Origin of the sequence: Collinsella aerofaciens, from assembly GCF_015554145.1 — a bacterium.
Lineage (GTDB): Bacteria > Actinomycetota > Coriobacteriia > Coriobacteriales > Coriobacteriaceae > Collinsella > Collinsella aerofaciens_AA.
Genome location: NZ_JADNHZ010000004.1, coordinates 1 through 12,719, shown reverse-complemented (window position 1 = coordinate 12,719; position 12,719 = coordinate 1). Strand labels below are relative to the sequence as shown.

Annotated in this window: 15 protein-coding genes; 8 read left to right on the top strand and 7 right to left on the bottom strand. The window is 58.2% G+C overall.

Translation table 11 applies throughout. The features are described from left to right. The first annotated feature begins 57 nt into the window (after positions 1 to 57). Genes I2E13_RS02335 through dut form a run of 3 tightly spaced genes read left to right on the top strand, consistent with a single transcriptional unit; the run spans position 58 to position 1,450 of the window. Positions 58 to 507, top strand: a complete 450-nt coding sequence (locus tag I2E13_RS02335; protein WP_195404082.1) for a LysM peptidoglycan-binding domain-containing protein — start codon at positions 58 to 60, stop codon at positions 505 to 507. A 51-nt stretch (positions 508 to 558) separates the two neighbouring features. Then, positions 559 to 1,002 (top strand): transcriptional regulator NrdR, encoded by a 444-nt coding sequence (gene nrdR / locus I2E13_RS02330; protein ID WP_022093781.1) that lies wholly within the window; start codon positions 559 to 561, stop codon positions 1,000 to 1,002. Positions 1,003 to 1,006: 4 nt separating this feature from the next. Then, on the top strand, positions 1,007 to 1,450 hold the full coding sequence (dut, locus tag I2E13_RS02325) for a dUTP diphosphatase (protein ID WP_195404081.1): 444 nt from the start codon (positions 1,007 to 1,009) through the stop codon (positions 1,448 to 1,450). Positions 1,451 to 1,844: 394 nt separating this feature from the next. Here dut and I2E13_RS02320 read toward each other — a convergent pair whose 3' ends face one another. Beyond that, positions 1,845 to 3,194 carry an MGDG synthase family glycosyltransferase gene (locus I2E13_RS02320; protein ID WP_229057790.1) on the bottom strand — a complete coding sequence of 450 codons (1,350 nt, stop codon included), beginning with the start codon at positions 3,192 to 3,194 and terminating at the stop codon, positions 1,845 to 1,847. Positions 3,195 to 3,221: 27 nt separating this feature from the next. On the opposite strand from I2E13_RS02320, the gene I2E13_RS02315 reads away from it, so the two are divergent. Both I2E13_RS02315 and I2E13_RS02310 read left to right on the top strand, forming a co-directional pair. After that, complete coding sequence (locus tag I2E13_RS02315; protein WP_229057789.1) at positions 3,222 to 4,202, top strand: NAD(P)/FAD-dependent oxidoreductase; 981 nt, start codon at positions 3,222 to 3,224, stop codon at positions 4,200 to 4,202. Between the two features lie 154 nt (positions 4,203 to 4,356). Next, entirely contained in the window at positions 4,357 to 4,968 is a 612-nt protein-coding gene (locus tag I2E13_RS02310; RefSeq protein ID WP_195404079.1) for a DUF1836 domain-containing protein, read from the top strand. Positions 4,969 to 5,041: 73 nt separating this feature from the next. Here I2E13_RS02310 and I2E13_RS02305 read toward each other — a convergent pair whose 3' ends face one another. From I2E13_RS02305 to I2E13_RS02280, 6 genes are all read right to left on the bottom strand, one after another. Continuing rightward, complete coding sequence (locus I2E13_RS02305; protein WP_195404078.1) at positions 5,042 to 5,908, bottom strand: DegV family protein; 867 nt, start codon at positions 5,906 to 5,908, stop codon at positions 5,042 to 5,044. Positions 5,909 to 6,073: 165 nt separating this feature from the next. Continuing rightward, entirely contained in the window at positions 6,074 to 7,198 is a 1,125-nt protein-coding gene (locus tag I2E13_RS11060; RefSeq protein WP_195404077.1) for a coiled-coil domain-containing protein, read from the bottom strand. 32 nt (positions 7,199 to 7,230) lie between these two features. Then, on the bottom strand, positions 7,231 to 7,761 hold the full coding sequence (locus I2E13_RS02295; RefSeq protein ID WP_117790395.1) for an adenine phosphoribosyltransferase: 531 nt from the start codon (positions 7,759 to 7,761) through the stop codon (positions 7,231 to 7,233). 40 nt (positions 7,762 to 7,801) lie between these two features. After that, positions 7,802 to 8,680, bottom strand: a complete 879-nt coding sequence (gene ftsR, locus I2E13_RS02290) for a transcriptional regulator FtsR (protein ID WP_117736838.1) — start codon at positions 8,678 to 8,680, stop codon at positions 7,802 to 7,804. Between the two features lie 3 nt (positions 8,681 to 8,683). Continuing rightward, positions 8,684 to 9,118 carry an FHA domain-containing protein gene (locus I2E13_RS02285; RefSeq protein ID WP_006236002.1) on the bottom strand — a complete coding sequence of 145 codons (435 nt, stop codon included), beginning with the start codon at positions 9,116 to 9,118 and terminating at the stop codon, positions 8,684 to 8,686. 66 nt (positions 9,119 to 9,184) lie between these two features. After that, positions 9,185 to 9,889: a CDP-alcohol phosphatidyltransferase family protein gene (locus I2E13_RS02280; protein ID WP_195404076.1), complete on the bottom strand. Its 705-nt coding sequence runs from the start codon at positions 9,887 to 9,889 to the stop codon at positions 9,185 to 9,187. 396 nt (positions 9,890 to 10,285) lie between these two features. Between I2E13_RS02280 and I2E13_RS02275 the strand changes: the two genes are divergently transcribed. Genes I2E13_RS02275 through I2E13_RS02265 form a run of 3 tightly spaced genes read left to right on the top strand, consistent with a single transcriptional unit; the run spans position 10,286 to position 12,596 of the window. Next, positions 10,286 to 11,014 (top strand): lantibiotic protection ABC transporter ATP-binding protein, encoded by a 729-nt coding sequence (locus I2E13_RS02275; RefSeq protein ID WP_195404075.1) that lies wholly within the window; start codon positions 10,286 to 10,288, stop codon positions 11,012 to 11,014. Further along, on the top strand, positions 11,011 to 11,781 hold the full coding sequence (locus tag I2E13_RS02270) for an ABC-2 family transporter permease (protein WP_195404074.1): 771 nt from the start codon (positions 11,011 to 11,013) through the stop codon (positions 11,779 to 11,781). The genes I2E13_RS02275 and I2E13_RS02270 overlap by 4 nt, the downstream gene beginning before the upstream one ends. Then, entirely contained in the window at positions 11,781 to 12,596 is an 816-nt protein-coding gene (locus I2E13_RS02265; protein ID WP_195404073.1) for an ABC-2 family transporter permease, read from the top strand. Before I2E13_RS02270 ends, I2E13_RS02265 begins: the two co-directional genes overlap by 1 nt. The last annotated feature ends 123 nt before the right edge of the window (positions 12,597 to 12,719 follow it).

Here is a 12,719-nt window from a genome sequence, read left to right as displayed (position 1 = left end):
TTTGTCCGCGCGGCTTGATAAAACTGTTCTCAGCAAAACACGCGAGAGGAGAACATGATGAACGCAACGAATATGGTCCAGGGAAACCTTGCCCTTAAACTCGAGACGCCTGCAGAACCCACTTTTACGGTTGTTCAGGGTGGCCGCTCCGGCTTTCAGCCTTTGACCGTAAAGTCTGCTCGCAATCAGCAGGCTGTAGTTGCGCCGGCCCGCGTTGCCCTGAAGGTTCCGACGATTGTCGCCGTTGCCGTTGCGCTTACGCTCTTCGTTGTCCTCGCTACGTCGGTCTTTAGCGCTCGTCACGCCGCGTATGCCGAGTCCGTTTCCAACGTTACCTACGAGACTATTCGCGTTCAGCCTGGTGATTCTCTTTGGTCGCTTGCCGAGGAATATCCTATCGAAGGCCTTTCCACGCAAGAGACTTCCGACATGATCCGTAACGTCAATCATCTGGAGCATGGTTCGCTCGCCGCCGGTGCGCATCTTAAGGTTCCTGCTCGTTCGTAATCATTATCGCGCTGCGCATGGTACCCTTGTTATCGTTTAAGAGGAGGTACCATGCGCTGTCCCAAATGTGGCAAGGCACATACCCGCGTCGTTGATTCCCGTATGCAGGAGTCAAATAACACCATTAAGCGCCGTCGCGAATGTTGTTCGTGTAACTATCGCTTTACAACGTTTGAGCGATGCGAAGACCCAATCGAGGTCATTAAGTCAGACGGAACCAAGCAGCGGTTCGATCGCAATAAGCTGCTCGTCGGCTTGATGCGCGCCACCATCAAGCGTGATATCGATACTAAGAAGCTCAATGAGATTATCGACGACATCGAGGTCGAGCTGCGCTCTCGCACGCTGACGGCCGTCACGTCCCATGAGTTGGGTGACATGGTGCTCAAGCGCTTGGCCAAGATCGACAAGGTGGCCTACATCCGCTTTGCCTCGGTCTACCGCGATTTCAAAGACGTCGATGAGTTTCTGCAAGAGCTCGACAAGCTAAGGTGATTCCATGTCCAACATTACCGTCAACATAAAGCGTCTCGACCCCACCGTCGAGCTTCCCAAATACGCCCATCCCACCGATGCCGGCTTGGATTTGCGCTCCAACGAGGACTGCGTCCTGAAGCCCTTCGAACGTCGTCTGGTCTCTACTGGGCTGGCCATCGCCTTGCCCGATGGCTACGCCGGCTTCGTCCAGCCCCGCAGCGGCTTGGCCATCAAGCAGGGCCTGTCTATAGTTAACACGCCGGGCCTCATCGACGCCCACTACCGAGGAGAACTCAAGGTTATCCTCATCAACCTGGACCCCTCCAACAACATCCAAATCAACAAAGGCGACCGCATAGCCCAACTCGTCATCCAAGAAGTCCCCACGGTCAACCTCATAGAGGTAGACGAACTAGACAAAACCGACCGAGGCAACGGAGGCTTCGGCTCCAGCGGCGTCGCCTAGGGGTACTCGTATCCCTCCCGCCCGGGGCTTACCTATATCATTCCATGCTCAAACATTCTCGCGTCGCTTCGCTCGCTGCGAAACTGCGCGTGGAACGATATAGGTAAGCCCCGGGCGGGCGGCTACTCGCTTGAAACAATATTTACTTTTCTAGTAAGTCGATGCGATAAAGGGACGCCTCCTTTGTCGCATCGACTTACTGTATTTATATTTTCTGGTTCCCCTTTTCAGATTCTACTGGTGGGGAATCTGGTATAGCCGCTAGTACGTTAACGCAGCTTACCTGTGGGAGGCCCCTATATATCGTCCCACGCGCAGTTTCGCAGCGCAGCGAGAATGTTTGAGCATGGGATGATATATAGGGGCCTCCCACAGGTAAGCGGACAGTCCAATGCTAGCGGATATGCGCGGGTTTTCCGCCCCAGTAGAAGCGGCAGAAGGCTCGTTTGCGCTTTTGGCGTTTGCCTACGAGCTCCATGGTTGCGATGGCTATATCTTCGGCTGCGTGGGGGCGGCGTAGTACTTCGCCGTTGATGAGTAGGGCTTTGAGTGATTCGGGATGATCGTGCAGATGGCGCAGGGTTACGATGAGTTCTCGTGCGGTGGTGACATGCATGCTGGCGCCCATTCCGGTGAGCATGGTGGTGTTGGCCTTTTCTTGACCATATGATTTGCCCAGCAGGATCATCGGCAGATGCGCGCATAGGCATTCGGTGACGGTGAGTCCGCCCGATTTGAGGATTGCCAGGTCGCAGCCGTGCATGAGGGCTGCCATATCGTCCACGTAGTCCAGAACCGTGACGTTTTCGAGCTTCATGGCGTCGAAGAGCGTCTTGAGGCGGGTGGCGTATTCCTCATCCTTGCCCGGCAAAAAGACAAAGTGCATGTCCTCGAAGCTGCGCAGGAAGGGGAGTGTGCGGTCCATCTCCGCGCGAAAGCGAACGTACGGTTGAGGCAAACTGGCACCGGCCATCACCAACACAACGGTCTTGTCAGCGGGGAGATTGAACTTCTCGAGTTCTTCCTCGCGATTGTAGTCCGTATCAAACCCGGCGCGAATGGGGATGCCTGTAATGCGGATTTTGGTCTCGGGAACTTTACGGGGGCGAAGTGTCTCGGCCATAAATTCGTTGGCTACGCAGAACAGATCGGTGTCCTTGTGGGGCCAAAAGCCTTCGACTTCATAGTCTGTTGGTACGCAGATGACGGGATAATCGATACCCGTGATGACGCGGGCACCCACAGCGACGTTGGCCGCCGTGATGTGTGTTGCGACCACGGCTATGGGCCTGCGGGTGCGGACATATTCGTTGAAGGCAGGGAACATAATACGTGACCATGCCGTGCCTCCGCCCCAGAGCAGATGTCCCGTAAACGTGTATCGCCAGGTTAAGTCATATATGGGACGCGTGGCGCCGGTAAACGAAGCTGCTGTTTTATTACCATCGAACCTAATACGTCCAAAATCGAGGATATCCAGGACTTCGATCTCAACATCCTCAGGGATTCCCTTGGTGCCGCTGATAAGGTCAAATGCTTGTGCAATCGCGTTGGCGGCGGCTTTGTGGCCCGATCCAACCGATGCGTGCACGATGGTTACTAGGGGTTTTTGTGCAGGTGAAACGGTCATTTGCTCCGGTTGGGGAGTAGCTTGCATGGGCAGGGGAGCGCTATTGCTCGTCTGCATTTGATCCATCGATAACTCCCCTTCAGCTTTGTTACGCGATTTATCATTGTAGTGCATGAGTGTCATGTTCACGTAAATTTGGGTATGAGCGCAAAGAACGCCAATCTTTCGACAGGAGGTCTCTTCATGACTACCCATCAGCCGATCGATGTTGCTATTATCGGCGGCGGCCCTGCGGGCTATGCTGCAGCCATTTACGCGGCGCGCGCCAACCTAACGACGACCGTGATTGAGCAGGGCATGTCGGGAGGACAGATCGCCACAACCAATGAGGTCGAGAACTATCCGGGCATTCCGCTACTGAGCGGCGCTGAACTCGGTGAGCGATTCCAACAACATGCAGAAGGCCTAGGGGCTCAGGTTGAATGGAGCATGGTGACGGGTGTCGATTACGATGCCGGCTCCAAATTGTTTACCGTTCATCACGATGTTGGTGATACGACGGCTAGGAGTGTTATCGCTTGCATGGGTGCCACGCCGCGTCCGGCAGGTTTCGCTGGCGAGGATACGTATCGCGGTCGTGGCGTTTCGTATTGCGCGACGTGTGACGGCATGTTCTTCCGTGGCAAACAGGTCTTTGTAATCGGTGGTGGCAATTCGGCATGCGAGGAAGCTCTGTTCTTGTCAGAAATCGCCAGCAGCGTGACCATCGTTTTGCGCCGCGATCAGTTCCGTGCCCCCGATGGTGTGGTTCAAAAAGTTCTTGCAAAAGATAATATTTCAGTTAGGTACCAAACTAGTATTGTGGAGCTCTCGGGCGAAGCCATGCCAACGACGATTACCTTTAAGGACAATGCATCCGGTGAGACTCATACCGATTCATTTGAGCCCGGCTCGTTTGGTATCTTTGTCTTTACCGGGACGCAACCCCATACCGAGCTTGTTGAGCATCTAGTCGATCTGGCGCCTGATGGCGGCATTCTGACTGATGAATCCATGGCGACCCGCACGCCAGGTCTATTTGCCGCTGGCGACATCCGTTCCAAGCGCTTACGCCAGGTTGTGACCGCTGTTTCGGACGGAGCCATAGCGGCAACGAGCGCATACGCGTTTCTCCGTGGATAAGTACGATAATATATCTTATGTAAGGTTGCTATCTTTAAACAAAGTGGTTGGACGATGCATCAATGTGTTGTCCAACCACTTTTACTTGCCGGCTATGTGGTATGTAAAACTAGATAACCTAGAATACAATATAGAAAATGAACGGAGGACCTTTATGAACCACGTTAAACACGTTATTCCGATGTCCGATTCGTCGGTCAGCATTAAGCCTGAGGATATTCAGCCCACTGTGCTGCCCGATGCATTTATTCAGTCCGAAATCGTGCGCAAACTCAATACGTTGAGTCTGCCGCGCTATGACCAGTTGCCCAATGTGACGCTCTACCGCGACCAGGTTATTGAGTATGTTGCGCTGTGGATGGAGCCGCTGTCCATTTGCGTTGAGCACCCTGTCATTACGCCATCGATGATCAATAACTACGTGAAGGTCGGCCTGGTGCCTGCTCCGGTCAAAAAGCAATATGGCCGCGAGCAGATTGCCCGCCTGATCGCTATCTGCCTCTTTAAGCAGGTCTTACCTATTGCTGCGGTGCAGGCACTCTTTAACATTCAGCGTTTGAGCTACGATGCCCCGACGGCCTTCGATTATGTGGTCGATCAGCTCGAGGCATCGATTCGTTCGGCGTTTTCCGTCGAGCAGACGCCGGTTCCCGATACGGCGCATCAGGTAACGCGTGAGTCGCTGCTTGTGCGCAGTGCGGTTTCATCCTTCGTTTCGAAAGCGTACCTGATGAGCTATCTAAAGTTTAATGGGTTTAATAGCTAGCCGACGTATAAAACGGGCGGAACAAAGGGCTATCTGCCACTTTGTCCCGCCCGTATTTTTGCTTGGTTGGACGTTATTGGCCCGAAGCCACGCCCATGCCGTAGCCGATAATGAGCCCATGCATTTCGGCATAGTATGAATCTAGCCCGTTACAGGGCATGATGATAGTCTTGGAGCCTGGCCAGCGCTCCACAATTCGGCTGGCAAGTGCTTGGGCGCCTGCCTCATTCTCGACATGGTCGATAACGACCTCGCCGCCCGTAAAACCTTCGGCTTCCATGGTGTCGATGATCTTGTTGAGCATCTTCTTTTCGCCACGCGTGTGCCCGACGAGCTCGATTTTACCGGCCTCGCTCGCCGTGCCCAAAATGCGAATATTGAGCTTGTTGGCAATGACGCCGGCTGCCTTAGGGATACGTCCGGCTTTGGCGAGGTTCTCGTAATTACACAGGCTAAAGAGGATCTTGCTGTTTTGCTCGAGGCTATCGAAGTATGCGCAAGCGTCCTCGAATGAGACATCCGGATTGCTTGCAAGATAGCGGTCGAACAGCAAGAAAATGAGGTCCATTTTGCCGCCAGCTGCGCGCGAATTGACTAGATGAATCTGCCGGTCGGGCTCCTCGGCAAGAACCATATCGCGAGCCGTGGCTGCCGCGTTGTAGCTGCCCGACACGCCCTCAGAGATCGGCATGCAGATGGTCTTGTCTGCCAATTTGAAGAGCTCGGCCCACTCCCCTACGCTGGGACAAGCGCTCGAAGAAGCGTTCGTCTCCGCCTGAACAGCGCAGTTGAGCTCATGTACATCGAGCGAAAGGTCATCGACGAATTCACGCTCCCCCACTCGAATTTTGAGGGGCGCAAATGCAAATGTGGTATGGGGCGCGGTCGGTTGCCAATCGCGGAGGTTACAGCTTGAATCGGAGATAAGTGCCCAGCTCATAGAGGGTCCTTTCTAATTGTTCCTCAACAATTATAGCCATCTTGCAAACCGAATGTACGGCTATCTAGTTTTGAATACTAGATAGCCGTACAAGATTAGAGACAAAAGAATAGACCTCGCGACTTTAAGCCACGAGGTCCACATTCACACGCTGTGTAAGATGACTTAGTAGCGCACGAAGATATAGTTGTTGTTCATGCCGGCGGCAACGGAGCTGATGATAACACCTGTGTTGTAGTCGGAAGCATGAATCATCTGACCACCACCGATGTAAATGCCGGTGTGGTACGAGTTGACCACAACGTCACCGGGCTGCGGATCGGACACACGCGTCCAGCCCATAAAGGTACCCGTGGTGCCGAGGCGGCAATAGCGACCAGTGAGGCAATAGCTAACAAAACCAGAGCAGTCGAAGCTGTTCGGGCCAATTCCGCCCCAGGAATAAGCGCAACCAAGCTTGCTGTAGGCGCGCGAAACAACGGAACCGCCATCGACGGACTGGCTCGGAGCAGAAGGCGTCGGAGCCGGAGCAGGCGTGGAGGGCTGCGGCGTCGGAGCGGGTGTCGGCGTAGGAGCCGGAGTGTTGCCGCCCTGGTTGTTATTGCTGGTCTGACCACCGTTGTTGGTGTTCTCGGTCGTACCGGCAGTCTCGTTGCTCACCGTGGCCTTCTCGGCAGTACTGGCGTTGATGCCGGCCTGCAGCGCGGCGTTCGCCTCAGCCTCGGCGGCAAGCTCGGCCTGCAGCTGCGAATCCAGGGAGTTTACGACGTTCTGGGCTTCAGCCTGCTGGGCGTTAAGCTCGTCGACCTTCTTTTGCGTGGTGGCGACGTTCTTCTCCTGCTCGGCCTGCTTATCGGTGAGCTGCTGCTTAAGCTCCTTGACCTCTTGAATGGTCTGAGCTTGCTTATCGGAAACTTTGCCGTAGTAGAACAGACGGTTGAGCATATCGCTCAGATCATCGACACCCGTCAAAACCTGAAGCAGGCTCAGACCGCCGGTTTTGTACTCGCCGGCGACATAGGTCGAGAGCTTGGCCTGACCATCGGCGATCTCCTGCTGCTTTTGCGTGATCTCGCCGGCAGTTTGATCGAGCGCCTGCGTCTGCGTGGCAAGCTCATCGTAAATCTGCTGGGTTTGGGTGCCGATCTGCTCGAGTTTCGTACGAGCAGCGGCAAGGTCGGATGCGGTATCGGCGTAGGCAGGAGCCGCGAGGCCCAAGCCCAAAACACAAGCGAGGGTTGCCGTAGCAGCGCAGCGTGCCATGTTTTTGTGCGTGTTTGCTGTGCGCATGTAGCTTCCTTTCCAGTAACTAAGGGTAACGGCTAGCCTACCGTCACCAGGCTAAAGAGCTCCACATCGTCATCAGACGGCGTGAGCTTCTCGCGCGGGTTGAGAAACGCAAGCTCAAGTATACAACCGTAACCGATAAGCTTTGCGCCCATATCTCGCACCAGTTTACCTGTTGCCTCGACGGTTCCGCCCGTCGCGACCAAGTCGTCCAGAATCAACACGGTATCTTTAGAGCTGATGGCGTCGGCATGGATCTCAATTGAATCGGTGCCGTACTCGAGCTCGTAGCTCTGGCTTACGGTCTCGCGCGGCAGCTTGCCCGGTTTACGTGCGGGAACAAAGCCGGCGCCAAGGGCTACAGCCACCGGTACGCCAACCATAAAGCCGCGAGCCTCGGGACCCACGACCTTGGTGATTCCCATGCCGGCAAAGTGCTCGGCGAGGGTATCGGTCATGGCTTTGAGCGCCTCGGGATTGCCAAAGAGCGGCGTGATGTCTTTAAAGATGACTCCGGGCTCGGGATAGTCGGGGATGTCGACGATTTGAGATTCGAAGTCGTACATTGCATGACCTTTCAATGGGTTGCCGGATAAGCGGCAGCGGTTATTTGCCCGCCGTGGCGGTGCCGGAGTGCGAAGGGGCGACGACCTTGAGCGGCTTTACGAGAGAATCCTCGTGCGAAGCCGGCGTGGCTATCTCTTCGTTTTTGGCTTTGGTGGACTCGGAGCGAGTGATTTCCTCATCGAGTGCATCGATGTCGGCGTCCTCGACCACGGCATTGAGCGACTCAAAAACGCGGTTCTTGAGCAGCGCAGTGTGCACACCCTCGGTCAGGTCGTGAAGCTTCTTAAACGCACGCTCGAGCTTGGCGTCGCGCTCGTCATCGGAGGTATCCATTCCGAGCATGCTCACGAGCACCTGCTCAAACATCGAGGACTCGCGGTTGGCGGAAGACACGTACTGACGCAGGTTGCGGGGCTCGATATGGAAGCGTGACAGCTCGGAGCAGTAGCGGATGATTGGAAAATCGCGACCATCGACGAGCTCACGATTCTGCGGACTCTTGATGATGCGAATGAGGTCGTTCTCGGCGAGCGAGCGGATAAACGAAATCTCGACGCCCAGCATATCGGGAATGGTCTCAATGGGATGCAGCTTTTGCTTAGTCTCCTTGGGCTCCGTCTTGAGCGGAACATCGGACAGCAAGCCCACCTCGTAAGCGAGCGTTGACAGGTCCGTGGCGTTTTCCAAGCGCTGCTTAATCACGTTGAGAGGCATGTAGCGGGTCTTCTGCAAATGCAGGATGACCTCCAGGCGATCAACGTCCTCCTTAGAGTACTGACGGTATCCCTTAGGCGTACGATGAGGGGTAATGAGCCCCTCATCTTCTAGAAATCTAATTTTTGAGTTCGAAAGATCGGGGTATGCGCCTCGAAGTAGGTTGACGACTTGGCCGATACTCAGATAGTTGCGTTCGGCCATGCCCTACTCACCGGTTTCGATGCGCTCCGGCGTGCTCTCGTGGTAGATGAGCGTAAACGTACCGATCTGGACGGAAGAACCGTCGTGCAGCGGGGCTGCATTGACGATGGCACCGTCGACCCAGGTGCCATTGAGCGAGCCCAAGTCCTCGATGCGAGCGCCGAGGCCTTCGCGGATAATGCGCGCGTGGCTGCGCGATACGGTCATGTCATTGAGGAAGATGCCGTTCGCAGGATCGCGGCCGATGGTGGTCACGTCGTCCTCGAGCTCAAAGGCGGCACCAGTCTGCGGACCCTTGACGATGGACAGAACGGGGGCGGTGATGCGCACGTTGGCCATGAGGTCGGGAACGGTGACGTCGCTTGAAGGCACGCGGAATACGCAGGTAGCGTCAGCAGTCTTATCATTCTGAGGCATATTGTTAACCATGTTGTCCATGACAACCCCTAACTTATCGCGGACGTGCCGCAAATAATGAACCGTACGTAATCATACCCCAACGAATCAGTCTTCGATTTCAGGGTTCAGAAAGTCGATGTCCTCGTCCTCGGGATGCGCGAGAGCCTGTTTAATGGCCACTCCGCCCTTAATGGAATAGATGACAGCCGTGAGCATGGAGAAGATCACGCCGCCGTACACAAAGAAGATGCCGAGGGGCACCGAGCTTCCGTTGAGGCCCGGGAAGGCCGTAAGGGTTGAAGGTAAAAGATGCAGGCCGTCAATAACGGGGAGCCCGAGCAGCATGAGCGAGAAGCCGGTCATGAGCAGTGCAGTGGCAATCTTTCCGGGAAAGACGACATCGATGGGGCGACGGTGATAATGACGCACGATAAGCGTGCCGATGCCCAGATAGATGTCGCGGCCAATAATGAGCACGCAGACCCAGATGGGCAGCTCTCCGCGGACCACCAGCCCAAGTACGCCGGTGAACAGCAGCGCACGGTCGCAGATGGGATCCATGACCTTGCCGAGCCACGAGACCGTCTTGGTCATGCGGGCGATCTGACCGTCCATCCAGTCGGTAGAGGCGGCAACGGCGTAGATAACGATGGCGATGACGCGGTTGTTATCCGTCACAAACAGGTACAGAAATACCAGGGTGAGGATCAGGCGCGTAAAGGTGATGAAATTGGAGATCGTAAAGATCTTATTCGACGGGTAATCGGAAGTGCCGATAAGCTCCTTTTTGATCTTCTTTTTGATGCCCACAGGACTCCCCCGCTGGTTAACGACAAAACTTTCGCTACTATACCCGTTCCGGCGATGTCTATCCAGCGTAAGCATAGAGAGTCCAGACATATGGAGGATGCTACTGGGTTGTGCGGGATTCTGCATTTGTGTACATCAGCCTCCAAATATGACATTTTTCGGCATCTTTGATGGCTGATGTACACGTTTTGATTCGGTGATTACATCGATCGGGAAAGTTGTTGCTTTAAGCAAATTAATCATGATGTGCGGGTCGAGAAGGGTTGGCGCCAAAAGAACCCAACGGCCGTTATGGCTTCGTTAGAAACGCGCCCCACCATGGATGGTGAACCCGAAAGGTAAGGCGCGCGGGCACGGCGACTCGGCCCGCGCGCCCGGAAGAGAAAGGATAAACCCATGGGTTACATGCTCGAGACGCGCGGGCTCACCAAGCGCTTCGGCCGCGGCGACCAGGCGCAGGACGCCGTGGCCGACGTGTCCCTTCATATTCGCGAGGGCGAGGTGTACGGGCTGCTCGGTCCCAACGGCGCCGGTAAGTCGACAACGCTCAAGATGATCTGCGGGATGCTGCGGCCGACGGCCGGGGAGATTCTCTTTGCCGGGCGCGCCTGGCGCCGCGAGGACCTCTACGCAATCGGCAGCCTCATCGAGGAGGCGCCGTTCTACCCCAACCTCACCGCGCGCGAGAACCTGCGCGTGCGCACCACGCTGCTGGGCCTTCCCGAGAGCCGCATAGATGAAGTGCTCGCCGCCGTGGACCTCGCGGACACCGGGAAGAAGCGCGCCGGGCGCTTCTCGATGGGCATGCGGCAGCGCCTGGGGCTCGCGCTGGCGCTGATCGCCCGGCCACGCCTGCTCGTGCTCGACGAGCCCACCAACGGCCTCGACCCCATCGGCATCGAGGAGCTGCGCGACCAGATCCGCGGCTTCGCGGCGGCGGGTACGACGGTGATCGTCTCGAGCCACATCCTCTCCGAGGTGCAGCAGATGGCGGACACCATCGGCATCATCTGCGGGGGGCGCCTCGCCTACGAGGATGCGCTTCGTCCCGGACAGGACCTCGAGGAACTCTTCATGAGCTTCTGCCGGGAAGGGCGACGAGCGCGCGGGGAGGTGGCGGCATGACGGGCGAGAAAGGCGGCCTGCTCGCGGCCCTGCGCGCTGAGGCCCTGAAGTCGCGCCACGCGGCACCGCTTCGCCTGGCCGTGCTCATGGCGCTGCCGATGCCGCTGCTCGGCGCGATGCCCTACCGGGGCGTGCAGATCTTCAGCGCGTGGAACTACTGGTACGCGCTCTTCCTGCCCGTGTCTCTCTCGCTCGTGGTGGCGTGCGTCGCGCGGGCGGACGCTCGCACGCGGATGCGGGGGCTTCTGGGCCTGGGCTTCCCGCTCGGGCGCGCCTGGTGGGCCAAGGCGCTCTGGTGCCTCGCGCTCTGCACGCTCTCGAACCTCGTGGTCTTTGGCATCTACCTCGCGGGATCGGCGTTCTCCTCGCAGGGCCTCACGGCCGCGGGCACGCTCACGATGCTCCTCTGCGCGCTCGTCAACACGGTGACCGCGGCGTGGATGATCCCCGCAGGGCTCTTCCTCACGGCGCGGCTCGGCATGCTCGCGGGCATCTTCTGCCCGCTCGCCGCGCAGCTCGTGGGTGGGTTCGCCTGGTCGTTGGTGCCGCTGCCGCAGCTCTTTCCGCCGTCGGCGAGCATGGTCATTCCCACGAGCTTTATCCCCGTGCTGCCGAGCGGCGAGCCACTCGCGGCGGACATGGCGCTCGGCGGGGCGCTCGCGGCGAATGGCATGCTCACGCTGGCGGGCCTTGCGGTCTGCGCGCTCGCGTTCGCCGCGCTCACGGCGGCGGGCGCGGCCTGGTTCGCGCGCTCCGAGGAGAGGTGATGTCCATGACACGACTCTCCGACCCGACGCCGCACATGACTCTCTCGCGGGCCCTGCTCTCCGAGGCCCTGCGCCTGGCGCGCTCCCCGCTCACGGCGGTGCACCTCGTCTGCGGCCTGGCAGCCGGTCTTGCCTGCGGCGAGTACTTCTCCGTAGCCCGATGGGACCCGGCGCTGGGCGCGGACGCCTACGTCCAGTTCCTCGGCGCCCTCATGCCGCTCATGTCCGCCATCGTCTGCGGGCTCGCCGTGGACGACGAGCGCGCTGCCGGGCGCCTCGCCAACCTCACGGCGGTCCCCTCGCGCGGGCGCGCCGTCGCGGCGAAGCTGCTCGCCCTTGCGGCGCTCGGTGCCGCCGCGCTGGCCGTGGCGCTCGGCGTGTTCGGGGCCGTGCTCGCCGTCGTCGGGCGCCTGCCGCTCGGGCCCGATCCGCTTGCGGCCGCCTGGGCGGGCATCGTGCTGGGCAGCCTGCCCCTCTACGCGCTGTGGCTCGGTGTGGCCCTGCGCCACGGCCGCAACGCCGCCATCGGCGCCGGCGCGGCGGGAGTGCTCCTCGCGTTCTTCTCGGTGGGCGGACTTGCGCACGGCCTCATGACCGGCGAGCTCACCGGTGCCCTGGCGACGCCCCTGAGCTGGGTGCCGCTCGCCTGGCCAGCGCGCCTGGGGTCGCTCGGGGTGGAGGCCTTCATCGACGCCGCACGCGCGGCGGGCCCTCTCCTCGCGACTGCGCTCGCTAGCCTCGTGCTCACCCTGGCAGCCGACGCCGTCCTTCTCGCCTGGTTCTGCCGCTTCGAGGACAGGAGGGTAGATGCGTAGGAAGCCGCTCGCCGTCATGCTCGTCCTCCTCTCCGCAGCGCTCGTCTGTTAGCGCTACTGTAAAAACAACCATTTTGACCAACGCTCAATAACCAATCATGCCAACGCAATCCCGCCATTTGC